The 24,492-nt window shown below is 63.8% G+C and carries 24 protein-coding genes, 1 tRNA gene and 1 pseudogene; 15 read left to right on the plus strand and 11 right to left on the minus strand.

Going from position 1 to position 24,492, the window contains the following annotated elements; translation table 11 throughout:
• Positions 1–352 precede the first annotated feature (352 nt).
• Positions 353–703 carry a VOC family protein gene (locus BBA01S_RS18325; RefSeq protein WP_027817723.1) on the plus strand — a complete coding sequence of 117 codons (351 nt, stop codon included), beginning with the start codon at positions 353–355 and terminating at the stop codon, positions 701–703.
• On the opposite strand, the gene BBA01S_RS18330 is transcribed toward BBA01S_RS18325, so the two are convergent.
• Both BBA01S_RS18330 and BBA01S_RS18335 read right to left on the minus strand, forming a co-directional pair.
• The gene (locus BBA01S_RS18330; protein WP_027817724.1) at positions 700–1,296 is read right to left on the minus strand and encodes a hypothetical protein; all 597 of its coding nucleotides are present in this window, start codon (positions 1,294–1,296) and stop codon (positions 700–702) included. The genes BBA01S_RS18325 and BBA01S_RS18330 overlap by 4 nt on opposite strands.
• 46 nt (positions 1,297–1,342) lie before the next feature.
• Complete coding sequence (locus BBA01S_RS18335) at positions 1,343–2,275, minus strand: LysR family transcriptional regulator (protein WP_027817725.1); 933 nt, start codon at positions 2,273–2,275, stop codon at positions 1,343–1,345.
• Positions 2,276–2,402: 127 nt separating this feature from the next.
• Between BBA01S_RS18335 and BBA01S_RS18340 the strand changes: the two genes are divergently transcribed.
• The 5 genes from BBA01S_RS18340 to BBA01S_RS18360 all read left to right on the plus strand — a co-directional run bounded on the left by BBA01S_RS18340 (position 2,403) and on the right by BBA01S_RS18360 (position 6,901).
• Positions 2,403–3,152 (plus strand): SDR family NAD(P)-dependent oxidoreductase, encoded by a 750-nt coding sequence (locus tag BBA01S_RS18340; protein WP_027817726.1) that lies wholly within the window; start codon positions 2,403–2,405, stop codon positions 3,150–3,152.
• 69 nt (positions 3,153–3,221) lie between these two features.
• Positions 3,222–3,761, plus strand: a complete 540-nt coding sequence (locus BBA01S_RS18345; protein ID WP_027817727.1) for a carboxymuconolactone decarboxylase family protein — start codon at positions 3,222–3,224, stop codon at positions 3,759–3,761.
• A 53-nt stretch (positions 3,762–3,814) separates the two neighbouring features.
• Positions 3,815–4,672, plus strand: a complete 858-nt coding sequence (locus BBA01S_RS18350) for an alpha/beta fold hydrolase (protein ID WP_027817728.1) — start codon at positions 3,815–3,817, stop codon at positions 4,670–4,672.
• Between the two features lie 204 nt (positions 4,673–4,876).
• The gene (locus BBA01S_RS18355; RefSeq protein ID WP_027817729.1) at positions 4,877–5,584 is read left to right on the plus strand and encodes an SDR family NAD(P)-dependent oxidoreductase; all 708 of its coding nucleotides are present in this window, start codon (positions 4,877–4,879) and stop codon (positions 5,582–5,584) included.
• Between the two features lie 66 nt (positions 5,585–5,650).
• Positions 5,651–6,901: an MFS transporter gene (locus BBA01S_RS18360; RefSeq protein ID WP_027817730.1), complete on the plus strand. Its 1,251-nt coding sequence runs from the start codon at positions 5,651–5,653 to the stop codon at positions 6,899–6,901.
• 25 nt (positions 6,902–6,926) lie between these two features.
• Here BBA01S_RS18360 and BBA01S_RS18365 read toward each other — a convergent pair whose 3' ends face one another.
• On the minus strand, positions 6,927–7,871 hold the full coding sequence (locus BBA01S_RS18365; RefSeq protein ID WP_027817731.1) for a LysR family transcriptional regulator: 945 nt from the start codon (positions 7,869–7,871) through the stop codon (positions 6,927–6,929).
• Positions 7,872–7,971: 100 nt separating this feature from the next.
• Between BBA01S_RS18365 and BBA01S_RS18370 the strand changes: the two genes are divergently transcribed.
• Together BBA01S_RS18370 and BBA01S_RS18375 are read left to right on the plus strand one after the other, a co-directional pair.
• On the plus strand, positions 7,972–9,390 hold the full coding sequence (locus tag BBA01S_RS18370) for an aldehyde dehydrogenase family protein (protein WP_027817732.1): 1,419 nt from the start codon (positions 7,972–7,974) through the stop codon (positions 9,388–9,390).
• 194 nt (positions 9,391–9,584) lie between these two features.
• The gene (locus BBA01S_RS18375; RefSeq protein WP_156965982.1) at positions 9,585–9,905 is read left to right on the plus strand and encodes a hypothetical protein; all 321 of its coding nucleotides are present in this window, start codon (positions 9,585–9,587) and stop codon (positions 9,903–9,905) included.
• 67 nt (positions 9,906–9,972) lie between these two features.
• On the opposite strand, the gene BBA01S_RS18380 is transcribed toward BBA01S_RS18375, so the two are convergent.
• The 6 genes from BBA01S_RS18380 to BBA01S_RS18405 form a co-directional block, all read right to left on the minus strand.
• Positions 9,973–10,761: a COG4705 family protein gene (locus BBA01S_RS18380; protein WP_027817734.1), complete on the minus strand. Its 789-nt coding sequence runs from the start codon at positions 10,759–10,761 to the stop codon at positions 9,973–9,975.
• Between the two features lie 118 nt (positions 10,762–10,879).
• A complete protein-coding gene (locus tag BBA01S_RS18385) occupies positions 10,880–11,113 on the minus strand; it encodes a hypothetical protein (protein ID WP_245641518.1) in 234 nt (77 codons plus the stop codon).
• 217 nt (positions 11,114–11,330) lie between these two features.
• A tRNA-Leu gene (locus BBA01S_RS18390) sits at positions 11,331–11,415 on the minus strand.
• Positions 11,416–11,593: 178 nt separating this feature from the next.
• Entirely contained in the window at positions 11,594–12,433 is an 840-nt protein-coding gene (locus BBA01S_RS18395) for an alpha/beta fold hydrolase (RefSeq protein ID WP_084162276.1), read from the minus strand.
• A gap of 42 nt (positions 12,434–12,475) precedes the next feature.
• Positions 12,476–12,784, minus strand: coding sequence for an AzlD family protein (locus BBA01S_RS18400; RefSeq protein WP_027817737.1), 309 nt, complete (start codon positions 12,782–12,784; stop codon positions 12,476–12,478).
• Positions 12,777–13,508, minus strand: a complete 732-nt coding sequence (locus BBA01S_RS18405; protein WP_027817738.1) for an AzlC family ABC transporter permease — start codon at positions 13,506–13,508, stop codon at positions 12,777–12,779. Before BBA01S_RS18405 ends, BBA01S_RS18400 begins: the two co-directional genes overlap by 8 nt.
• A gap of 120 nt (positions 13,509–13,628) precedes the next feature.
• Here BBA01S_RS18405 and BBA01S_RS18410 point away from each other — a divergent pair, with 120 nt between their 5' ends.
• Entirely contained in the window at positions 13,629–14,099 is a 471-nt protein-coding gene (locus tag BBA01S_RS18410; RefSeq protein ID WP_027817739.1) for an Lrp/AsnC family transcriptional regulator, read from the plus strand.
• Positions 14,100–14,298: 199 nt separating this feature from the next.
• On the plus strand, positions 14,299–15,027 hold the full coding sequence (locus tag BBA01S_RS41730; RefSeq protein WP_052391789.1) for a GGDEF domain-containing protein: 729 nt from the start codon (positions 14,299–14,301) through the stop codon (positions 15,025–15,027).
• A 62-nt stretch (positions 15,028–15,089) separates the two neighbouring features.
• Here BBA01S_RS41730 and ligD read toward each other — a convergent pair.
• A pseudogene (gene ligD, locus BBA01S_RS18420) lies at positions 15,090–15,986 on the minus strand (non-homologous end-joining DNA ligase); the annotation flags it as partial.
• A gap of 248 nt (positions 15,987–16,234) precedes the next feature.
• Here ligD and BBA01S_RS18425 point away from each other — a divergent pair.
• Positions 16,235–18,433 carry a hypothetical protein gene (locus BBA01S_RS18425; RefSeq protein ID WP_156965983.1) on the plus strand — a complete coding sequence of 733 codons (2,199 nt, stop codon included), beginning with the start codon at positions 16,235–16,237 and terminating at the stop codon, positions 18,431–18,433.
• 26 nt (positions 18,434–18,459) lie between these two features.
• Positions 18,460–19,158 (plus strand): DUF3142 domain-containing protein, encoded by a 699-nt coding sequence (locus tag BBA01S_RS18430; protein WP_407668323.1) that lies wholly within the window; start codon positions 18,460–18,462, stop codon positions 19,156–19,158.
• Between the two features lie 32 nt (positions 19,159–19,190).
• Here the strand turns inward: BBA01S_RS18430 and BBA01S_RS18435 are convergent, their stop codons facing one another.
• Positions 19,191–19,694, minus strand: a complete 504-nt coding sequence (locus BBA01S_RS18435; RefSeq protein WP_027817743.1) for a DUF4232 domain-containing protein — start codon at positions 19,692–19,694, stop codon at positions 19,191–19,193.
• Between the two features lie 244 nt (positions 19,695–19,938).
• Here BBA01S_RS18435 and BBA01S_RS18440 point away from each other — a divergent pair, with 244 nt between their 5' ends.
• From BBA01S_RS18440 to BBA01S_RS18450, 3 genes are all read left to right on the plus strand, one after another.
• Positions 19,939–21,861: a methyl-accepting chemotaxis protein gene (locus tag BBA01S_RS18440; protein WP_027817744.1), complete on the plus strand. Its 1,923-nt coding sequence runs from the start codon at positions 19,939–19,941 to the stop codon at positions 21,859–21,861.
• Positions 21,862–21,986: 125 nt separating this feature from the next.
• Positions 21,987–23,585 carry an NfeD family protein gene (locus tag BBA01S_RS18445; RefSeq protein WP_084162280.1) on the plus strand — a complete coding sequence of 533 codons (1,599 nt, stop codon included), beginning with the start codon at positions 21,987–21,989 and terminating at the stop codon, positions 23,583–23,585.
• Between the two features lie 26 nt (positions 23,586–23,611).
• Positions 23,612–24,385, plus strand: a complete 774-nt coding sequence (locus BBA01S_RS18450) for a slipin family protein (protein WP_027817746.1) — start codon at positions 23,612–23,614, stop codon at positions 24,383–24,385.
• Positions 24,386–24,492 lie beyond the last annotated feature (107 nt).

Genomic DNA, 24,492 nt, shown 5'->3' on the forward strand with positions numbered 1-24,492 from the left:
CAACAGCACATTGTGCGACTGAAATTCAGTCCGCAGCATAGACTCCGGGTACTAGCAGCTCTGCAATCGGAAGCGATCCGGAGAAAACAAACTATGCCAATGTAGGTTTCCAGCACCGCATAGAACTCACGTGCTCACCGTCGCATTTATGCGAAAAGGCCAGTTTACCTCTGAAGCGGTCATTCAGATGTATCAAAATGGAAAGACTGCTCAGCGTCGACAAAAGCCGCTATCCCGTGCGCGAATTGGAAAGCAGATAGTTCAATGCTGGGTGAATCTCGACACCTGCGTCTCACGAGCCACTTTTTTTGCGTCTGCTAGATTGTGCGCACATTCAATGCGGAGGCATGTCATGCAGCTCAGGACGGTCTATTTGAAGGTGAAAGAGATGGAGCCGGCAATCTCTTTCTGGCAATGCATCCTCGGATATGAACCGCATAAGCGATCCGCGAAGTGGAGCGAGTTCATGGTTGGCGCCTGCCGCCTGGGTTTGCTGCTAAACGACTTTGACGACGACTTTAAAGGCAGCAGTTCAGTACCGGTCTTCGAACTTGAGGAGATTGCACTCCATGCCTGCGTGAAACGAGCAACGGAAAACGGCGCCTCCATCGTCATGGACGGACTGAAGATCGAAGCCATGCGGAGCATCGTCCTAAGCAGCCCGGAAGGCCACGAGTTCGAGCTTTGCATGTGCCACATCTAACCGTCCTTGACTTGCGATGCCTCAATCGCCTTCCCCAGCTTGATCAGATAGCGCCTCGCCGCATCGTACTCCCCACGCCAGAGCCATTTCAGGCAGTTGAAAAGCTCCCACGCGAGGCCTCGGTCGCCATATCGAAAGACCGTCGTGTCGCGATCTGTTGACGCACGCCGCTGTGAAGCTCTGGCTTCAAGCACCTGGCCCCGGTTCACGATCTCCACGTACGGGCGCTCCAGTTCGAGTTTTGTCTCCGGCCCGATCACGTGAAACTCGATCGAGGTCATATCGGCCAGAACGAGCTTCCGGAAGGGGCTATCTGGCCCATGCGTGCCGTCGACGGTGAATAGGATTTTCGCCTGCTCGATCTGCTGCGTCACCGCGCGAAACACCGATTGGCCCGCACCTTTCGAGCAGAATGCCACCAGGTCGACATCAGACAAACGGTCAGCGCTATGCTTCGCGAACGACCCGACCACGACTGCACCGATGCAATCGGTCGATTCTCGCAGCGCCGCAGCGATGCGCATAAGAAGCGCGATTTGCAGCGTCGTTGAGGGATTCTTTCGCCATTGCTCAAGGAATGCTTCGAAGCTCATAGGATGGCCCTGTCGCTGAAGGAGATGCCGAAGGCAGGCATCAATACTAGTTTTTGACGACGGTATCGGCCAGCGCATTGGCGACGTGCTGGGCGAACGCCCTCACCTTCGCCGAGTCGCGCCGCTCGCGCGGGCTGACCAGGTGTACGGGAATCGGCGGCGGTTGCCAGTCCGTCAGGAGCGGCTGGACTTCGCCGCTCGCGATCTCCTCGTCGAACAGCCAGTCGGGCGCGTACGCGATCCCCATTCCGGCGAGCGTCGCCGCCCGGATCACCTCGCTGCTATTGGTTTGCAGGTTCCCCTCGACACGCACGACGCGCGTCGTGCCCTCCGGATCCGACGCGCCAGCGCCCGCTGTGAAGGGCCAGTTGTTGCGCATCGCGAGTTCCGTATAGACGATGCAGTTGTGCTGTGACAGGTCTTCTGGTTTGCGCGGCATCGATTTCCCTTTCGGCAGCGACCGCAGATAGCGCCGATGCGCCACGATCTGCCGGTGAGACGTCCCGATGCGCCGCGCAACCAGGCTGCTGTCGGCCAGGTCGCCGATGCGCACCGCAGCGTCAATGCCCTGCTCGACCAGATCGACAAAGCTGTCATGCAGACGCAGGTCGATCTTCACCGTCGAATGGGCGGCAAGAAATGACTGGACGATCGGCATGAGCTTGAGCCTGCCGAATCCCACTGACGCGGCGATCCGCAGCCAGCCAGTCAGTTGCTGCTCGCCGCGCTTCAACGCGCCTTCGGCCTCGGCGATCTCTGCGACAAGACGGCGTGCCTGCTCGAAATAGCGCTCGCCTTCTTCTGTCAACGCCAGCGAGCGGGTGGTACGCGTCAGCAGCTTTACGCCCAGTACGCGCTCCAGCGCGGCGACCTGCTTGCTGATCGCGCTCTGCGTCGTATCCGATTCGTGCGCGACTGCCGAAAAGCTGCCCGCCTCGACCACGCGCACGAAGGTTGCCATCGATTGCAGCTTGTCCATTTGCCCACCCATTCATTCCATTCAGGACTAGATGATAGGCAAGCAGACGGTCTACTGCAAATTTCCGGAATCAATCAAAGTAGCTCCATCGCAAACGCGATTTAAACCGACCTCAAGGAGCACCAACATGAACCAGCCCGTCATCCTCATCACCGGCGCACTTACCGGCATCGGCCGCGCCACCGCTCTGGCTTTTGCCCGCGAAGGCGCGCGCATCGTCGTCAGCGGCCGTCGCGAAGCCGAAGGCCATGCGCTCGCCGCAGAGCTGCGCAACCTGGGCGTCGAAGCGGAATTCGTCCGCGCCGACGTGCGCTACGAAACCGATGTCCGCCATGCCGTCGAACAGACCGTGCAGCGCTTCGGCCGCCTCGACGTCGCGGTCAACAACGCCGGAACCGAAGGCCAGCTCGCTCCGGTCACCGAGCAGTCTGCGGCGAACTACGAAGAGACGTTCTCGGCGAATGTGCTCGGCACGTTGCTTTCGGTGAAGCACGAAATGCGCGTGATGCTGGAACAAGGCTCGGGTTCGATCATCAACCTGTCATCCATCGCGGGGCAGATTGGCATTGCCGGTGCGTCGGTCTACGCAGGCAGCAAGCACGCAGTCGAGGGGATCACGAAAAGCGCGGCGCTCGAAGCCGCAGCCACCGGCGTGCGCGTGAATGCCGTCGCCCCCGGCCCCGTGGCGACCAACATGCTTGACCGCTTCGTAGGCGGCAGCGACGAAAACAAGTCGGGCTTCCTCGCCACCGTGCCCGCACGCCGCGCCGCAACGCCGGAGGAAATCGCCGAAACCATCCTGTTCCTTGCCAGCGACAAGGCCCGCTACATCACCGGCCAGTCCATCGTGGTCGATGGCGGCTACACCGCGCAATGACATGCAATAACACGCAATGACTCGCGATTACGCTTCTTGAACCGCTCACTTTCAAACCGGAGAATTCACATGAACACGATCAACGTCCCGACCCGCGACGAAGTTTCCCCCGCCAACCAGGCCCTGTTCGACAAGCTCAAGTCCGGCCTCGGCATGGTGCCGAATCTCTACGCGACATTCGCTCATTCGGAGCATGCGCTCGGCAACTATCTCCAACTGCAGAACGCGAAAAGCAGCATCACCGGTCGCGCTCGCGAAGTCGTCAATCTCGTCGTCAGCCAGGTCAACGACTGCGCCTACTGCCTCGCCGCGCACACGGTAATCGGCAAGATGAATGGCTTCACCGATGAACAAGTGCTGGAGATTCGCGGTGGCCGCGCCAGCTTCGATCCGAAACTCGACGCGCTTGCGCGGCTGGTGAAGAACATCGCGCTCGAACGCGGCCATGCCGATCCCGCGCTGGTGGAAGCGTTCTTCGCGGCAGGCTGGACGAAGGAACATCTTGTGGACGCCATCGTCGTCATCAGCGACAAGACCATCACCAACTATCTGCATGCCACGACGCGCGTACCCGTCGATTTTCCGGCAGCGCCTGCACTGCGCAGCTAAACCAGCAAAAAACATTCGCATTACGTAACGATCAACGTTCCAGGAGATTTGCCATGACCCGCATCACCTACCAGACGGCTGACGTCGACGGCTTTGAAGTGTTCTATCGCGAGTCCGGTGACCGTTCGAATCCCACGCTGCTCCTGCTGCATGGTTTTCCGAGTTCCAGCCATATGTATCGCGACCTGATCCCGCTGCTGGCCGAGCGCTTTCACGTCGTCGCGCCGGATCTGCCGGGCTTCGGACTCTCCGCGCAGCCGCCGCGCGCGCAATTCGCCTACACGTTCGACAACCTGGCAAAGGTGATTGGACGGTTCACCGAAGTCATCGGCCTGGAACGCTACGCGCTTTACGTGTTCGACTACGGCGCACCCACGGGCTTCCGGGTCGCGATGGCGCACCCCGAACGCGTGAGCGCGATCATTTCGCAGAACGGCAACGCCTATGAAGAAGGCCTGAGCGAAGGCTGGAATCCGATCCAGCGCTACTGGCAGGCGCCGAGCGACGCCAACCGCCAGGCATTGCGCGAACTGCTCACGCCCGCGTCGATTCGCTGGCAGTACGAGCACGGCGTGGGCGACACGACGCAAATCTCGCCCGACGGCTACGGCCTGGACACGCTCTATATCGCGCGCCCGGAGCGCGACGAAGTGCAGCTCGACCTGTTCCTCGACTACGCCAGCAACGTCGAGCTGTATCCGGCCTTCCAGGCGTACTTCCGCGCACACCAGCCGCCGCTGCTGGCCATCTGGGGCAAGAACGATCCGTTCTTCCTGCCGCCGGGCGCCGAAGCCTACAAGCGCGACCTGCCGAACGCCGACGTGCGGTTCCTCGATACCGGCCACTTTGCGCTTGAGACGCACGCACGCGAGATTGCAGACGCGATCATCGAGTTCTCGCCGGGCAAGTAACCCGCACTCACGCGGGCGGTCAGCGACCGCCCGCGCACATCTCAACGCACCAACACTGACGGTGCTCATTTGTTCTCGCGGCGCAAAACTCTTGCTCCATGGCGGGTGTTCGAATCCCGGGCCGATGCGCCTACAGTCTGCATTCATCGAGTCACCGGATTCGACCGGAAAGCAGACCGGACACCACTTCCAGCGAGGCATATCATGAGCACTTCCAAAGTCATCGTCGTCACCGGCGCATCGCAAGGCATCGGCGCGCAAACCGTCAGGGCGTTTCTCGCGCAAGGCCATCGCGTCGTCGCCACGTCGCGCACGATTGCACCGTCCATCGATGCGAATCTCGTGACCGTGGCCGGCGATATCGGCGACGCCGGCACCGCGCGCCGCGTAATCGACACCGCCATCGAGCGCTTCGGCCGCGTCGATACGCTCGTGAACAACGCGGGCATCTTTATCGCGAAGCCGTTCACGCAGTACACCCCGGACGACTACGCTGCGATCACGAAGGTCAATCTCAACGGCTTCTTCTACATCACGCAGCTGGCCGTCGAGCAGATGCAAAAGCAAGCCAGCGGGCACATCGTGAGCATCACCACCAGTCTTGTGGATCAAGCCAACCATAATGTGCCGTCGGTGCTGGCGTCGCTGACCAAGGGCGGCTTGAATGCGGCGACAAAGTCACTCGCGATCGAATACGCGGCGCACGGCATTCGCGCCAACGCAGTTTCGCCTGGCATCATCAAGTCGCCGATGCACGCGCCAGAAACGCATACCGCACTGGGCGCATTGCATCCGATGGGCCGGATGGGCGAAATGAACGATATCGTCGACGCGATCCTGTATCTTGACTCCGCCGCGTTCGTGACGGGCGAAATCCTGCACGTGGACGGCGGCCAGAGCGCCGGGCATTGAGCAAGGACGTGCCCCTGCGATTCATGGAGTCATCGACATGACGTTTCTCACACCATCGGGGGCGCAATGAGCACGCTCGAATCCTCCTCCGCCGATACCCCGGCCCTCGGTTACGCCGAACGCAACACGCTGTATTGGCGCCGCAACCTGGTGGTCTGCGTGTTCGGTTCGTTCACGACGCTCGTGAGCTTGAGCATGCTGCTGCCGTTCCTGCCGCTGTATGTGCGCCAGCTTGGCGTGAGTTCGCAGGCGGCGGTGATCCAGTGGTCGGGCATCGCCTTCAGCGCGACGTTTCTTGGCACCGCCGTGACCGCGCCGATCTGGGGCCGCCTGGCCGACCGCTTCGGCCGCAAGCCCATGCTCGTGCGCGCGGCCATCGGCATGGCGATCGTGATGTCGCTGATCGGCGTCGCGCACAACGTCTACGAGCTGGTCGCGCTGCGGCTCGTTGCCGGGCTGGTGGGCGGCTACGCCTCCGCATCGACGGTGATGGTCGGCACGCAGGCGCCGCGCGAGCGTGCGGGCTGGGCGCTCGGCATCCTGTCGACGGGCGCGCTTGCGGGCAACCTGATCGGGCCGCTCGTGGGCGGCTTCTTGCCGGGCTGGATCGGCATTCGCGGCACGTTCTTCGCGGGCGGCGCGATGATTGCCGTGGCGGCGCTCGGCACCATCTTCATCGTGAAAGAGGATTTCGATGCACAGCGCGACGCGAAGCGCCGCGCACAGCATGTGGCGTCGGCGAGCGCGCAGCGCGCAAACGTGGGCGTCGTCGCGGCGCTGCTCGTCACGGCGATGATGGTGCTGCTCGCGAACATGTCGATCGAGCCGATCATCACCGTCTATATCTCAAGCCTGCACGTGGACGCCGCGCATCTGGCGCGCGTCGCGGGCGCGGTCATGGCGTGTTCCGCGCTCGGCAGCATGTTGACGGCCGCACGTCTGGGCGCGTTGGCCGATCGCATCGGCAGTTGGCGCGTCATCATCGGCTGCCTGCTGCTCACCGGTCTCGCGATGATTCCGCAGGCTTTCGTCACGCACTGGTGGCAACTCGCGGGGCTGCGCGTGGTCATGGGCATGACGCTCGCCGGGCTGTTGCCGTCCATCGGCAAGCTCGCGCGTCATTGCGTCGATGAATCGTCGACGGGACGCCTGCTCGGCTGGCTGCAATCGGCGCAGTTCAGCGGCCAGGTGATCGGGCCGCTGATTGGCGGCTTCATCGGCGTGCGGCTGGGGCTGCATGCCGTGTTCTTCGCGACGGGCGCGTTGCTGGTGTCGTGTGCGCTGCTCGCGCAGTGGGCGCACAGGCGCGCTCGCTAGCACGCCGTTGCCGGGCGGGAACGCTTCACCCCGGCTTCGCTTTACCGCGGCGCGCTTTCCTGGCCGTGCGCACACGCGTGGCGTCGGCGTGCTCGCGGATCGTCTCGATCAACGCGCGCAATCCGGCAGGCACGTGGCGGCGGCCCGGGTAGTAGAGGCATAGCCCGTCCAGCGCGGGCGTCCAGTCCTCCAGCACGCGCACGAGCGTCCCGGCCTCCAGATCGGCGTTGACGTTCCACTCGGTCAGATAGGTGAGGCCCAGACCCGCGCGCGCCGCCGCCAGCATCAGGTTCGGCTCGTCCAGCGTGAGCGCGCCCTCGCCGTCCACGCGCACGACTTCGCCGCGCTTTTCGAATTCCCATTGGTAGATCATGCCGCTCGGCATGCGGCTTCGAATGCAGCGATGACGCGCGAGATCGGCGGGCGTGCGCGGCGGCTTGTTACGGGCGAAATAGTCCGGATTCCCTACGACTGCAAAGCGCTGGCTTTCACCGAAGGGCACGGCAATCATGTCCTGCGGCACGGTATCGATCAAGCGGATGCCCGCATCGAATCCTTCGACCACGATATCGACCAGCTTCCCCTCTGTGACGATGTCGAGTTTCATCTCCGGATAGCGCTGCAGGAAGTCGATGAATACCGGCATCACCTGCCGCGCCGCGCCCGCCGACGTATTGATGCGCAGCGTGCCGGATGGCGTGTCGCGAAAGCTCCCGGCCTGGTCGAGCGCCGTCTGGATGGTCGCGAGCGCCGGGGCAACCGTCTGCACGAATTGCGCGCCCGCCTCCGATAGCGACACGCTGCGCGTGGTGCGATTGAAGAGCCGCACGCCGATGCGCGCTTCGAGCGCCGCAACCGCATGGCTGAGCGCCGAGGTCGAAACGCTCAGTTCATCGGCCGCGGCGCGAAAGCTGCGACGGCGCGCCACCGCGAGCACGGCTTCGAGTTCGGTGAGTCCAGAGGTTTTCATTATCCTGGATCGTTCAAGAGGTCATCCCGGATTGTACGGCTAGTCAGGCTAATGGCAACGGTCTATCTTGCGATCTGGGCAACGCATCCGGACTTCCATCATGCAGATCATCGACCACATCTATATCGACGGCGCCTTCGTCGTGCCGCACGGCAACGAGTATTTCGATCTTTTCAACCCGTCGACGGAGCAGGTCATCGGCCGCGTGCGACTCGCCGACGCCGAAGATGCGCGCGCTGCCATTGCGGCCGCGAAACGGGCCTTCCCGGCGTTCTCGCGCACCGACAAGGCCGAGCGCGCAGCGATGCTGCGGCGCATGCACGCGGCGGTCGTGGCGAAGGAAGACGCGCTGTTCGAAGCAATCGTCGAGGAATACGGCGCGCCGGTTTCGCGCGGTCGCTGGATGGCGCGCCACGCGAGCGACGTGCTCAAGCAAGCCGCCGATACGCTCGACACCTATGCGTTCGTGAGCCGCGCCGGCACCGCCGACGTCGTCATGCAGCCGCTGGGCGTAGCGGGACTGATCACGCCCTGGAACAGCGACGCGGGCTTCATCTGCGGCAAGCTGGCCGCCGCGCTCGCGGCGGGCTGCACGGCCGTCGTCAAGCCCAGCGAAATGAGCGCGATGCAGACGCGCATCGTCACCGAAGCGCTGCACGAAGCGGGCTTGCCTGCTGGCGTGTTCAATATCGTGACCGGACGCGGCGATACGGTCGGCGCCGAAATCAGCACGCATCCGGACGTGGCCAAACTCTCGTTCACGGGATCGACGGCGGTGGGCAAATCGATTCTGCGTGCGGGCGCGGAAACGCTCAAACGCGTCACGCTGGAACTGGGCGGCAAATCGCCTTTTATCGTGCTCGACGATGCGAATTTCGACGAAGCCGTGCCGCTCGCGCTGCAAGCGGGTTTCATGAACAGCGGTCAGGCCTGCATTGCCGGAACGCGCATTCTGGTGCCGCAATCGCGCCTTGCCGAATTCGAGCAAAAGATCGTGGCGGCAGCCGCGGAGTTTCAATCGGGCGACCCGCGCGACGCGCGCACGAGCATCGGCCCCATGGTGAGCCAGAAGCAATGGGAGCGCGTGCAGCGCTATATCCGTATCGGCATCGACGAAGGTGCGCGCCTGCTCACCGGCGGCGAGGGACGGCCCGAAGGCGTGGACGCAGGCTGGTTCGTGCGCCCGACGCTCTTTAGCGACGTGCGCAACGACATGACGATTGCGCGCGAGGAGATCTTCGGGCCGGTGCTGTCCATCATCGCGTATCGCGATACCGAGGACGCCGTCGCCATCGCGAACGATACGCCCTATGGATTGCAGGCTTATGTCTGTTCGAGCGATGCGGCGCGCGCTCGCGCCGTGGCCGCTCGCATCGACGCGGGCCGCGTGCTGGTCAATACGCTCGCCCACGAACCGGCGGCGCCGTTCGGCGGCTTCAAGCAGTCGGGCATCGGGCGTGAATATGGCAAATACGGGCTCGAAGCGTTTCTCGAACCGAAGGCGGTTTTGCAGGCCTGAAAACTGAAATCACTTGCTGAATGGCAGTCGTTTTTATTCAGAAACAAACTTTTAAATCTGCATTTAAACGACACCTTATCCGCTCCTTAAGAATTGCCATGGTTACAAAAAATATAGTTCTAAAGCGCAATTAAAGCGGCGCCGATAAAGCAATTGCCGCTTTCCGGCATTTCTTTAAATCGGGAGAATAATCCATGGCAATTCAGGCTCTTTCCGGCCAGGCAATGGCGACGAATGTCGCAACGGCGACGACGACGAACGGCCAGTCGGCGCAGACCGGCGCCGCCGCTAAATTGTCCAGCACGACGCAAACGCAAGGCGCAACGTCGGCGGCACAAGGCACGTCGTCGACTTCGACGGCTTCGGCTTCGTATTCGGTGAAGATCAGCAATGCCGCGCGCGCAGCATTGGCCGAGGCGACGGAAACCTCGGTGCAGACGGCTCAGGAAGCCAATCGCGGCGATATGCAGGCGCAACGCCTGCTGGCCAAGGAGCAGGCCAACAAGGTCGGCTAAGAATTGAATCGGCTCCCGCTTGCATGTCTTGAAGCGGGAGCTTTCTTGAGTGCAGCAAAAAGCGGAATCAGGATGAGCGCTGCGCCGCGCGTTGCGGAATCAGCAACAGGCACGCGACGATAAACGCCAGCAAAATGCCCGAGGCGTACAAACGGCTCACGGCGAAACCGCCCTGCGCCACCGGCTTGTCGAGCAGGTCGCCCAGCGTGGCCCCCAGCGGCCGCGTCAGCACGAATGCGGCCCAGAACAGCAGGGTGCGCGACACGCGCGTGCCCAGCCACAGCAGCCCGACGATCACGATGCCCACGCCGAAGATCGCCGCGCCCACTTCGAAGCCCAGCCCGAGGCCGCCGCGATCGTCGTCGGCGACCCAATCGCCCAGCGCCGTGCCTAGCGTCTGCGAAAAAAGAATCGTGATCCAGTAGAACCATTCGACGCGCGGCGTCGCGACGCTTTCGACCGCCACGGTGCCCTCGGAGCGATACCAGGCGCCCAGGCTCACGGCCAGCAGCGCAACGATCACGGTGACGCCGCCGGGATAACCGATACCGAGCGAGCGATCGCAAAAGTCCGCCAGCGTGGTGCCAAGCGTCGTCGTGGCGATGATCGTCGCCCAATAGAGCCAGGTGTTGAAGCGCTCCGCGCGAACCTGCGCGAACACGAGTGCGATGAATGCGGCGAGGAAAATCAGCGTGCCGACGAGATAGCCCAGGTTCAGCGACATGGTGACCCAGTCGCCGCCGGTTTCGCCCAGCGTGGTCGCTGCGATCTTGATGATCCAGAAGCCGAGTGTGAGCGCGGGCACCTTGCTCAGCGCATGCTCGGGTGTGAGAGTGACGTCGGCGGTCGAGTTCATGGGCGCGTTCTCCATCCTGGCGATGGTGAGAATCAAAACTGTCGACTGTATTCAACAGCGCCTTAACCCGGCCTTAAGTGTCGCCAATACGTCACATCATTAATTCGCGCCGGGATCGTTACTCCATATCCCCGAACAGATCAGGCACCGATTGCGAACCGGACGGTTCGGGAACCGTCCCTGCACGCACCTGTGCGAGCACGTCTGCAGGCAGCCACGCCTCTTCCAGCGCGCCCAGGCCGCCTTCGATCAGCTGCTGCAGGAAATACGAAGGCTTGCGGCCGCTGGTGTCCGCGAGGAGCCGCAATCTGCGCTCGATGGCCGGATCGACGCGCACTGCGACGACCTTCAACTTCTCCGCACTCTTTTTCCTGCCCAACGTGTGACTCCGTGCTGTGTGCCAGTTGCGCCATTGCAGCAGCGCAATAACAGCGCCTGCTCGCGACTGCGCGAAATTGCGCGCGATTTCGCGCAATATGATCGCCCATGAAAAAACCCGCGAGAGCATGACGCTTCGCGGGTTTCTTTTAATCCGGGCAAAGTCGTTAAAGACCTGCTGGACTGAATTCTGGTGCCGACGGCGAGACTCGAACTCGCACAGCTTTCGCCACTACCCCCTCAAGATAGCGTGTCTACCAATTTCACCACGTCGGCATTTCCTTGCAACCGGATGCACGAGGCTCCGTATTGCGTATCCCTTGCTAGCGCTCCGAACAAACTGTCGTTAAGCAAGGGATCGGCATTGTATCGAGTCCTTTCGCATTTTTGAAGGCCCTTGCGAAAAAAATCTGAAAATTTTTTGCAGCCGTGTGAAAGTGCCTAAAAAAGCGGCTCAATCGTCGAGCGTCTGGAGGAACTGCGCCACCATCGTCGCGACCTCCACTTCCTGTTCGCGATGCGGCACGTGGCGCACGCCTTCCATGATTGCCGCGCGTCCTGGCCCGCTCACGCGCGCCGCAATGCGTTCGGGATGCACGCGCGTGCCGTATTCGTCGAGGCTGCCATGAATCGCCAGCGTCGGGCACGTCACGCGCGGCAATACCGCATCGAGCGACCAGTCGGCGAATTCTGCCGAGAGCCACGTTTCGATCCACGCATCCAGCACCCATTGCGTCTTGTCGCCGTGATAGCGGGCAAGACGCGCGAATTGCGCGGGATCGCGAAACTGCTCGCGCGCCGCACGAATGCCAGCGAGCGTGAGGTCTTCCACGAAGGTTTGCGCGGCCTCGGTGATGAGCGCTGCGCACTGCCCGGCATGCTGCGCGGCACACTCCACCGCCATGCCGCCGCCCACGCTATGGCCGAAAGCGATAAAACGCTCGACGTCCAGTTGTTGGCATAACGCCGGGAAAAAACGTTCGGCCTCGTCACGCACGAAGCCCGCGCCCAACCGATCCGCACGTGCATCCGAAGCGCCAAAACCCGCGCGATCGTAGGCAATCACGCGCCGCCTGGTTGCGCGCGCAAGCGTCTGCGGGAACGTGCCCCACAGCGTGACGCAGCCCAGCGAGTCATGCAGCAGCACGATGGGCGCACGCCCCGCAGGATCACCATGCGGATCGCCATACGTCCAGCTACGCGCGAACAGCTTGCCTGTTGGGCTCGCTGGGCTCGTTGGGCTCGTTAGGCTCGCGATCCAGTGATCCTGCGTCAGCGCCTGTGTCTCAGTCATTGTTATGCGGTGTCGATGGTCGGTCGGATTCGGCGAGCGACGTCAGCCGAACAGGTGCCTTAGTATGCCTGTTGCCGCCACGCCGATCAGCACGGTCGGCAGCAACGAAAGCCGCGTCGCGGCGAACAGCGTGATGGCGAGCGCCACGAGATCGGCAGGATCGCGCGACACGAACGCGGGCGCGATCACCGAAATCAGCACGCAGCCCGGCACGTTCTCCATCACGGCGCGCATCCGCGGGCTCAGCGTGCGGTCGCGCAGCGCCACGTAGCCGATGATGCGCGTGAGGTAGGTCGTCACGGCCATCAGGAAGATGGTCGCGAGCGTCATCAAGGTCGAACTCTCAAGCATTGCCCGGCTCCCGCAGCACGGCCGTCACGAGACCCGCGCACGCGCCGACGGCCACATACCAGGCGCCCGGCAGGTAGAGATAGGTCACAGCGGCCGCCACGAGGCTGACGAGCCACGGCAGGCTCGCGCGCATGCCCTTCCACATGCCCTTGAGCAGCACGAGAAAGACCGCCGTGAAGGCCATGTCGAATCCATAGCGCTGCACGTCGCCCAGCACGGGCCCGAGCACCGCGCCCAGCGCCGTGAACGACACCCACGTCAGCCACAGATTGATCGCGACCCCCATGTAATAGGCCATGCTCACACGCCCGTGGCCGTTGGTCTTTGCGTCGGCCATCGCCATCGCCCAGCTTTCGTCGCACATGAGGAACAGCGCGGGCAGCGCGCGGCGCAACGGCACGTGACGGATGTATTGCGCGAAGGCCGCGCCCATCAGGATGTGGCGCGCATTGACGAGAAACGACATCGCCACGATCAGCGCGATATGCGGCGGCGACGTCCACAGGCGCACGGCCGTGAACTCCGAGCCGCCCGCGAAATTCACGCCCGTCATGAGCGGAACTTCGATGTTGCTCAGGCCCTTTTGCGCGGCCTGGGCGCCCAGCACCAGCGCGAATGGGATGAAGCCCATCATGATGGGCAACGCTGCACGCATGCCGCGCGCGACTTCTGAAGTATCGATGGAACGCCGCGCGGAAGCGGCAGAGGTAGGCACACTGCTCATGATAATTACAATTCCTGCAAAGGCGATATTTTCTGCCGAATGCGTTCGAATCGGGTTGCGTTGTGGCCATGCTGGCGCGAGAATTTGGCACTCAATGCCACGAATCAGCAAAATATCGACATGGAAAGCCATCTCAAGCTCGACGCCATCGACCGGCGCATCCTCAACGCCCTGCAACGCGACGGCCGTTTGCAGAACGTCGATCTCGCCCAGCAGGTCGGGCTGTCACCGTCGCCGTGCCTGCGGCGCGTGCGCCTGCTTGAAGATGCGGGCGTGATCGAGAAGTACGTGGCCGTGCTCGATCCGGCCAAGGTCGGCAAGGCGCTGACCGTGTTCGCACGCGTGTGGCTCAAGGGGCAGGACGCGCACACGGTGGACAGTTTCGCGGAAGCGGTGCGCCAGTTCCCCGACGTGGTCGAGTGTCACTTGATGGCGGGCGATTGCGATTTCCTGCTGCGCATCGTGGCCGCCGATCTCGACGAATATCGCCGCTTTCTGATGGAATATCTGACGCGCATTCCCGGCGTGCAAAGCGTGAAAACCGATATTCCGATGCAGAAAATCAAGCTCACGTCCGAGATTCCCATGTGAGGTAATGCACGGAAATAATCATGAATATGCGTGACGGTTTGCGTTTGACAATGCCTGACAGTTCACTGCACGCGCCTCGCTGATAATGCGGTGAATCATCCGGTGGCCCGCTGAATAAGCCTGCTCATCAAGTTTTTCGATCAGGCGCCGAAGCGTTCGACCGGTCATGACAGGCATTACCGCCACGCGATGAGACCTCATGTCCAACAAGAACGCTTTCACGAAACGCGTGATTTACGCCGCGCGCGCCCGTCCCCATCCACCGCCGATGCAATGGTGCAGGCGTCGCGCAAGCGCATTGCCATTTGTGACGCCATCGATTCTGCCGACGCGCTTGCGCAGCGAACGACAGAGGCTGATCCGGCGCATTCGCGAACTCGAAGCCGAGAATGCGGCACTCGCCGAACTGTCGGTCACCGACGCGCTAACCGGCGCTTATAACCGGCGTTACCTGGAAGTGGTGCTCGCGCATGACGCGCGGCTGCGCGAGCGCACGCACACGGCGGCGCTCTGCGTATTCGATATCGACCATTTCAAGCGCATCAACGACGCTTATGGCCACCATGCGGGCGACCGGGTGTTGCGCGCCGTCGCGCGGGCGGTGACGGGCGGCCTGCGCAGCGGCGACGAGTATCTGTTCCGGCTTGGCGGCGATGAATTCTGCGTGCTGCTGTTCGCGGACTCGGCGCACGAAACGCTGAGCATCGTGGAGTGCCTGCAACAGGCCGTGAGGTCGCTGGAGCCGCCGCAGCGCGAGCTACAGGGTCACGCGCTCACGATCAGCATGGGCGTCGTGTGGCGCGCGCACAGGCAAGGCCATGAACACGAGCCAGCGGCCACGCCGTGGGAGATGTACCAGCGCGCCGACCAGATGCTCTACGCGGCAAAGCGCGCAGGCCGGAACCGCATCGAGTTCACCACGGTTTGAGCCCGCATTGTTTCAGGCTTGATCGCGCTTTAATCCAGCTTTAAACCGGCTTCAATTGCGCTTCAATCGAGTTGCTTGCGCATCGCCGCCGTGATGCGCTGGCGCGCTTCGCCATAGCCATCCCATGGATCGGCATGTAGTTTGTCGAGTCGTTCATGCAAGTTGGCCACCGTCCATTGCGCGCCGCCGGTGACCGACTCCAGCTCGTCCCAGCGAATCGGCACGGATACGCCCAGCCCAGGCCTCGCACGCGGCGCGTAAGCGGCAATCGACGTCGCGCCGCGCCCATTGCGCAGATAGTCCACGAAAATGCGGCCCGTGCGGTTCTTCGGGCCCATCTTCGCGCTAAAGCGATCGGGCAAGGTCGACGCCATATGCACCGCCACCGCGCGCGCGAAGTCCTTCGCCGCTTCCCATGACGCGTGACGCGCGAGCGGCACGACCACATGCAGCCCCTTGCCGCCGCTCGTCTTGCACCAGGCACGCAGGCCCAGCGCTTCGAGCAGTCCGCGCGTCAGTTGCGCCGCCTCGATCATGCGATCCCAGCCCAGCGCCGGATCAGGATCGAGATCGAAAATCAGCCGGTCTGGCTTCTCGATGTTCGTGACCCGCGCATTCCACGTATGAAATTCGATGGCGTCCATCTGTGCCGCGCCGACGATCGCGTCCACGCTCTCGAAGGTCATGAGCGCCGCATGCCCAGGATCAAGTCCTTCGTGCTGGGCCGCGTGCGGTATTTGCAGCTTGCTCGCGTGCTTCTGGAAAAACAGTTCGCCGCCTATGCCTGAAGGCGCGCGCACCACCGCGGTGGGCCGCTTTTGTAGTTGCGGCAGCAGCCACGGCGCGACGGCCTCGAAGTAATGCACGAGGTCGATCTTGCGCAACCCGCGCGCTTCGTCGATCACGCGTTCCGGATGTGTGATGCGAATGCCGGCCACTTTGGTGTCTCCCGTGGTTTCATTCTTCAAGACGCGCCGTGATGTTTTCCATGCGCTTTGCCGTCTACTGGCACAGAAGACAAATCAAAGAGCAAATGCAATGCCCGTATATTCAAGGCACATATCCCGCGTTTGCAAACACGTACGCGCGCCAACCGCATTTTGGGCGCTTTGGCTATAGTACGGGGCGCCGATTTTTGCGCCCCTTCGACGGGCGCGCCACACTCGCACGACTGACCACCAGCACAAGAAAAACGCGGAGAACCACGTTGCTGCAACGACACCTCATCGCCAGGCTGCTGACGAGCCTGCTCCCGCTGTTGACCGCCACGGCCGCCCATGCGAGCGGCGACGACGGCTGCACCAGCCCGTCCACGCTGCGCCATCCCCGCTATACCTGCGGCGGCCTGCCGTTTTTAAGTCCAGGCAACGACACGCGCATCAATGCGATGCTGCTGATGACCGACAGCAAGCGGCTTTCGCAGACCTTCCCCGACCCGAAGAAAATCGCCGTCGCGGATCGCCCGAACCAGCTCGTGGTGCCGTTCCTCTACGATTACTCGGGCTGGATCGACATTGGCCAGAAGCCGGACAGCGCCGATGCGGACGCTAACGGTCAATCGACCTTCTACGCGGATGGCGAAGGCAGTATCTGCCGCAGCATCGCATCGGGCGACGAGGCGTTCAACGACGCGCTGGGCGCCGCCAAAGGCCTGCCTGCCGATGAAGCCACGCGCCTGCGCGCGGCGCGCGCCGATCTGGCGAAGGCTTGCCCCGCACGCGGCGATGGCAATAACAGCGGCAATGCCACCGGCGCCAACGCAGCCGCCTGGCAAAAGCCCACGGGCCTCAAGACCGCACTCGGCCAGCAGTTCGCGACCTACCTGGACGGCGCGAACGCGTTCTATCGCTACGACTTTTTCTCGGCGACGAAGTCTTTCGCCAGCGCCTCGCGCAGCGCCAACCCGTGGCTCAAGGAAGCCTCGCTCTACATGGCAGGCCGCGCGCAGCTCAACGCCGCGCAGGCCGAAGCCTTCGCCTCGGAAGGCGACGGCAACACCCTCGACCGCGACAGCGTGAGGAAGGTCTCGCTCGACGCTGCGCAAACGGTCTTTCGCGCTTATTTGAAGGTGTATCCGCAGGGACGTTACGCGGCATCGGCGCAGGGTCTGCAACGCCGCGTGTCCTGGCTGGGCGGCGACACCGCGCGTCAAGCCACCGACTACGATCGCGCCTTCGCGCGCTGGACGCCCGACGATTCGAACGTGCCGCTTAGCCAGCTCGCCAACGAACTCGACAGCAAGCTGCTGCTGAGCGCGACCGACATGGACAAGGTGAAGTCGCCTAACGTGCTCGCGCTCGTCGACCTGATGCGCATGCGTGCGCAGCCGAGCCCAGATTCGTCGCAGCCCAAGACCATTACGCTCGACGAACTGCAGGCGCAGAAGCCGGTCTTCGCGAACACGCCCGCGTTATACGACTATCTGCTCGCGTCGTATCACGTCTACGTCGATCACAAGCCGGAACAGGCGCTCGCGCTGTTGCCCGACTCGCCGCCCGCCGATGCCTCGCTGAATTACTTCGCGTTGAGCCAGCAGGCGCTGCGCGCGTTTGCGCTTGAAGACAGCGGCCAGGCCGACAAGGCGCGGCAACTCTGGAGCGACCTGGTGCCGCTCGCGCAGTTGCGTCTGCAACGCGAGGCGCTCGAACTCGGCCTGGCGATGAACCTGGAACAGGCGGGCCTGATCGATCGCGCATTCGCCGACGATTCGCCGATCCAGAACGCGGCAATCCGCGCGACGCTACTGCAACGCTCCGCCAATGCAGACCTGCTGCGCGCGCAGGCGCAGAACAAGGCCGTGAGCGGCACGCTGCGCGATATCGCGCTCTATACGCTGCTCTACAAGGAATTCACGCGTAGCCGTTACGCCGATTTCCTTGCCGATCTCGCGCTGGTGCCCGCCGCGCCGTCCGCCGCGATCAAGCCGTTCACGCTGCCCGGCGCGAAGAACAACGAGGGTTACACGTGCCCCACGACACGCGACGTCGCGGCGATGCTGCAAATGAATCCGAACGACGCGAAAGGCCTGAACTGTCTTGCGGACTTCGTGCGCAACCATCCGCCCGCGTACGCGCTCGGTGAGGATCCGTACGTGCTCGATCCCCTCTACCCGCGCCTGGAAGCGGAGGCTGCCACGCTGCCTACGCTTGGCAGCCGGCCCTCGCAGTTCCAGGGCGCGCCGTATCAGCGCATCGCGAGCTACCAGAACGTGATCGCCAACCCGCAGGCAAGCGCCGACGACCGCGCGTATGCGCTCTATCGCGCGATCAACTGCTTCGCACCTTCGGGCTACAGCGATTGCGGCGGCAACAAGCTGCCCGCCAGCGCGCGCAAACGCTGGTTCACCACGCTCAAGACCGACTATCCGCGCAGTCAGTGGGCGCAAGCGCAGAAGTACTACTGGTGAACGGGACTGTGAAGCGCTGGTTTTGCATGGCGCTGCTGGCATGCATCGCATCCGTGCCGGCAGCGTCGGCGGGCACGGTCGATGCCGCGCGATACGATTCGTTCTGGCTGTGGGCGGGCGTCAAGCCGCAGGCCGTGTTGCACGACGCGCGCACGGTCTACGTCCTGCAAGGCCAGATCGAAGCCGCGCCCGGCGATGAATCGCAAGTGCGCTTCATCGCCCAGGGCGTGGCGGCGCCGGATGCGCCCCATGCACGCCTCTGGCTCGTCTATCGCGCGCATACGCTGCGCTGGACGCCGCGTGTCACGCAGATCATGCTGGCGCAGCTTGCGCGCTGGCGTGCATCGGGCCACGCGATCAGCGGCATCCAGATCGATTTCGACGCACGTACGCTGCATCTTCAGGACTACCTGGATTTTTTGCGCACGCTGCGCGAGACCTTGCCTGCCGATTGCCGCTTGAGCATCACGGGTCTGCTCGACTGGAGCAGCCGGATCGACGCGGATCAGGTCAACCAGCTCAAGCACATCGTCGATGAAGTGGTCGTGCAGACCTATCAGGGCCGCCGCACGATCACGCGTTACGACGCGTACCTGCCGCGCGTCGCGCGCCTGCAATTGCCGTTTCGCATCGGCATCATTCAGGGCGGCGTGTGGGAAGCGCCACCGTATCTCGACGCGAATCCGTGGTTTCGCGGCTACGTCGTGTTTCTGCGCAATCCTTGAAATCGCTCGAATTGCCGCTTCACATTGCAGCTTCAGTTTGTCGGCGGCCGTTTGCGCTGGAACGGGACGTACTGATATTGCGGCCCTTGCGCACGCGCGCCGCAAAGATGGGCGCTGAGCGGTGCGGTCACTGCGCCCTCCCCGATGCTCACGCGCAGCGACGCAGTATCGACGCATTGCGTGTCGTCGAATACCTCGCCCGTGACCCAGCGCAGGCTCGCCTTTATGGTCGCGTGCGGCGGGATCACCACCGGCAGCAACACCGGGCCTGGATGCATGCCAGGCGTCGGCTGCATCGACGTTGGTAGCGTCTGCGCGTTTGCATCCAGAAACGCCACATCGGGGCGCGCTGGGAGCTGGCACGCGCGGCTGCCTCGGTTGCGCAGCATGACATACGTGCCGCCGTGCGACATGCCGTTGAAATCGCCGCCGCCATCGTCGAGGCTCAAGGCCAGCTGCGTTGGCTGGCACTGCGGGGCTTGCGCGCTCGCGCTCGCCACGTGAATCGAAAGCGCCACGAAAAGCAGCGCGCTCATTGTCTTCCTGACCTTTTTACGCATCGTTCTCCCTTGCTTGCGGCGTCGTTCAAACGTCGAATATAGCCCCGAATACCGTCCGATCTTCGCCAGCGCGCTGCACAAAACCCGTCCGCCCCACCGCCGCCGCCAGCGTATACGCCCTATACGCGAAATCCCATGAAGTTTCCGTCAGCAACGACCGATAACGTCTTAACGGGCCCCCGTTCCATCGCTGACGCAACCGAGCTGACGAAAAACTTTCATGTCCATCTGGCGCAAACTTTCCATCCAGAACAAGCTGGTTCTGAGCATGACCACCTGCCTGCTGATCTTCATCGGCATATCGAGCGGGCTGAGCATCTGGCTGATCGGCGATACGGTGCGCGAGCGCGTCGTGCAGGACGAATTGCCCACGGCCGTCAACGGCATCCGCGCCGACGTGCAGCGCCAGCTCGCAGGGCCGATCACCGCCGCGCGCGCCATCGCGCTCAATCCCTTCCTCCAGCAATGGGAAGCCGATGGCGAGCCCGAAGCGGGCGCGGCCAACTGGACGCGCCTTGCCGCCAACATCAAGGCCGAGGAAAAGGCCGCCAGCGTGCAATGGATTTCCGCCAAGACCGGCAATTACTACACGGAGGCCGGACTGCAACGCAAGATCGGCGAGCAGGATGGCTGGCTCAAGGCCTTTCTCGCCAGCGGCAAGCCGTATGAAGTGAACATGGATCGCGACGTCGCCGTCGGCGGTTACATGATGTTCATTAATGCGCGCGTGCAGGGCGACGGCGCGGCGAGTAGTGCGGCGACTGGTACGGGCAACACGGGCGGCGCGGACGCCACCAGCGTCGCGGGCATGGCGCTCTCGGTGGATGCGCTCGCGGCGGGCATTTCCAGCTACAAAATCGGCCAGACCGGCTTCGCGTACCTCGTGCACCCGGACGGCGCGATCATGATGCACCGCGACACCTCGCTCGTGGACGGCAAGCACTTCCTCAAGGACATGCCGGGCATGCCTGCCGATGTCGCGTCTTCGCTGCTGGGCGGCAAGCCCTATGCATCGACGACCTACCCCGCGCCCGGCGGCACGCGTTATATCGCGACCTCGCTCGTCCCCGAACTCAACGCCTACGTCGTGGTCGAGGTGCCGCAGGCCGAACTGCTCGGCCCGTTCGAGCGCACGATCCGCACGGCCACGCTGATTGCCGCCGTGGTGGGCCTGGCCGCCGCGCTCGGCGTGATCCTGCTGGTCGGTCGTGCGATTGCCGCGCCGGTGCGCCGCGCCGCCGTCCTGCTCGCCGAAATCGCAGACGGCCAGGGCGACCTCACGCGCCAGATGACCGTCGAGACCGGCGACGAAGTCGGGCAACTGGCCGATGCGTTCAACCGCTTCGTGGCGTCGATGGGCACGCTGGTGCGGCGCGTGCGCGCATCGTCGACGTCCATTGCGATCGGCTCGACGCAGATCGCAATGGGCAACGCCGACCTGAGCCAGCGCACCGAAGAACAAGCCAGCAATCTCGAACGCACGGCCGCGTCGATGGAGGAAATCACGGCCGCTGTGAAGAACAACACCGACACCGCGCGCACCGCCGCGCAGATGGCCAGCACGGCGTCCACGGCGGCTTCGCAGGGCGGCGAAGTGGTCGGTCAGGTCGTCAGCACGATGGAACAGATCAGCGAGGCGTCGCGCAAGATCTCCGAGATCATCGTCGTGATCGACAGTATTGCGTTCCAGACCAATATCCTCGCGCTCAACGCGGCGGTCGAAGCCGCGCGCGCGGGCGAGCAGGGGCGCGGCTTCGCGGTCGTGGCGTCGGAAGTGCGCAACCTCGCGCAGCGCAGCGCGCAGGCCGCCAAGGAAATCAAGGCGCTGATCGAGCACAGCGCGGGGACGGTCGATGCGGGTTCGCGGCTCGTCGCCGATGCGGGCCGCGTGATGAGCGACGTGGTCGCGCAGGTGCAGGGCGTGAGCACGATGATGAGCGAAATCACCTCGGCGAGCGTCGAGCAGAGTGCGGGCATCGGCCAGATCGGCGATGCGGTGCAGCAACTCGACGAGGTGACGCAACAGAACGCGGCGCTGGTGGAGGAAAGCGCGGCAGCGGCGGAAAGCCTCAAGCAGCAGGCCGCCGAACTCGACCGGCTGGTGGCCGTGTTCAAGGTGGGTGAGGAACACGCGCTGATCTAGGGGGTGCTTAAGGGGCACATACGGGACGCATAAGGGCGCATAAGGGTTGCGGCTATCTACGCAACGTTCGTAAAGCGCCTAATCTTTAAATATCGGGCCACCCCACTGCCCGTCCGGACGTTCCGATGCGCGCTCATCGCCCCACCCGGGCGGCGGAGCACGACACGCTGCCGCCTCACTCCCGCCGTGTGCACTCGCTGCTATCGGCGCGGCTAGTGCGTGTCGCGCTGTTGCTGATGCTCGCGGCGGTGTCGACGGTGGCCGCGCGCATCAACGCGTGGGCGGCAGCGCCTGGCGCGGTCGTGGTGATGAGCGTCGATGGCGCAATTGGCCCTGCCAGCGCCGATTTCATCGTCCGCACGCTCAACCGCGCGGCGCAGCAGCACGCGGCGCTCGCGATTCTCCAGCTCGATACGCCTGGCGGCCTCGATACCGCGATGCGCGAGATCATCAAGACGATCCTCGCCTCGCCCGTGCCCGTGGCGGCATTCGTTGCGCCCGGCGGCGCGCGCGCGGCGAGTGCGGGCACTTACATCGTCTACGCCAGCCATGTCGCGGCGATGGCGCCGGGCACGAACCTGGGCGCGGCGTCGCCGGTGCAGCTTGGCATGGGGTCGCCCGCCCAGCCGGCTCCGGCGACTCCGGCAACTGCGCCCGCCACGCCAGGCACGCCTGGCATACCTTCCGGGCCGTCGACGGCGTCGTCTGGTTCCGGCGCTTCCGCACCGCTGCCCAGCGACACCGCCTCCACTGAAACCCGCAAGATGACCCACGACGCGGCCGCGTACATTCGCGGCCTCGCGCAGCTGCGCGGGCGCAACGCGGCCTGGGCCGAACGCGCGGTGCGCGAGGCGGTGAGCCTGTCCGCCAATGAAGCGCTCGACCAGCACGTGATCGACCTGGTCGCGACCGATCCCGTCGATCTCGCCCATAAGGTCGATGGGCGCGTCATCGCCACTGCGGCGGGCAGCGTGCGGCTGGCGACGGCGCACGCCCCCTTCGTCTACGTCGCCCCCGACTGGCGCAGCCGCTTCCTCGCGATCATCGCCGATCCGAACGTCGCGCTGATCCTGCTGACGATCGGCGTGTATGGCCTGTTCTTCGAATTCGCCAATCCAGGCTTCGTGCTGCCGGGCGTGGCGGGCGGCATCTGCCTGCTGGTCGGCCTGTTCGCGCTGCAACTGCTGCCAGTGAACTACGCGGGCCTGGGCCTCGTGCTGATGGGGCTCGGCTGCCTGATCGCCGAGGCGTTCCTGCCGACCTTCGGCGTGCTGGGCTTCGGCGGCATCATTGCGTTCGCCGTGGGCGCGCTGATGCTCATGGACACCGACGTACCCGGCTACGGCATTCCGCTGCCGCTGATCGCGGGCCTGACGCTGGGCGGCGCGGTGTTCGTCGCCTGCGTCTCCGGCGTCGCGCTGCGCGCGCGGCGGCGGCCCGTGGTGACCGGCGCGGAAGCGATGGTCGGCAGTGTCGGCGAGGTCATCGACGAGGGCTTGCAGATCGAGCATGGCGACGCGCAAAAGGTGAGCGGCTGGGCAATCGGCTGGGCCCGCGTGCGCGGCGAGCGCTGGCGCGTGGCTTGCGCGATTGCCCTGACGAAAGGCACACGCGTGCGTGTGACGGCGCGCGACGGCCTCATGCTCACGGTCGCGCCGCTGGGCGACACCGCCGCACCGCAAGAACGACAGCAACCAGCCCCCAGGCAGGAAGCACCCCGGTAGTCGCCCCATTCGGGAGGAGCATCGCCATGATCGGTTTCACGTTTGGTTTTTCGAGTCTGCTGATATTGCTGGCGGTGCTGCTTGCCGTGTCGGCCATCCGCATCTTCCGCGAGTACGAGCGCGGCGTCGTGTTCATGCTGGGCCGCTTCTGGAAGGTCAAGGGGCCGGGCCTCGTGTTCATCCTGCCGGTCGTACAGCAGGCCGTGCGCATCGATTTGCGCACCGTGGTGTTCGACGTGCCCGCGCAGGACGTCATCACGCGCGACAACGTGTCGGTGAAGGTGAACGCCGTGGTCTATTTCCGCGTGGTCGATCCGGAAAAGGCCGTGATCCAGGTCGCGCGCTACTTCGAAGCCACGAGCCAGCTCGCGCAGACCACCTTGCGCGCGGTGCTCGGCAAGCACGAACTCGATGCGCTGCTGGCCGAGCGCGAACAATTGAACGCCGATATCCAGAAGACGCTGGACTCGCAGACGGACGCGTGGGGCATCAAGGTCTCGACCGTGGAAATCAAGCACGTCGACCTCAACGAAACGATGATCCGCGCGATTGCGCGCCAAGCCGAAGCCGAGCGCGAACGGCGTGCCAAGGTGATTCACGCCGAAGGCGAATTGCAGGCCTCCGAACAATTGTTGCAAGCCGCGCAACGGCTCGCGTTGCAACCGCAGGCGATGCAGTTGCGTTATTTGCAGACGCTCACGACGATTGCCGCGGACAAGAACTCGACGATTGTGTTTCCGTTGCCGATCGATTTGTTATCGGTGCTGGTCGAGCGGCTGGGTGTGCCGAAAACGCCTTGATTTACTGCGCCGCAGAGAAAGCGCGGCCCGGTAGTCGTCAAGCAAAGTGAGGCGACAGGGGCGCGGCAAAATTCATCTGCCTGGTTCATGCCACACAGTGACGACGA

The sequence above is a fragment of the Paraburkholderia bannensis NBRC 103871 genome (assembly GCF_000685015.1).
In the GTDB taxonomy this organism is placed as follows: Bacteria; Pseudomonadota; Gammaproteobacteria; order Burkholderiales; family Burkholderiaceae; genus Paraburkholderia; species Paraburkholderia bannensis.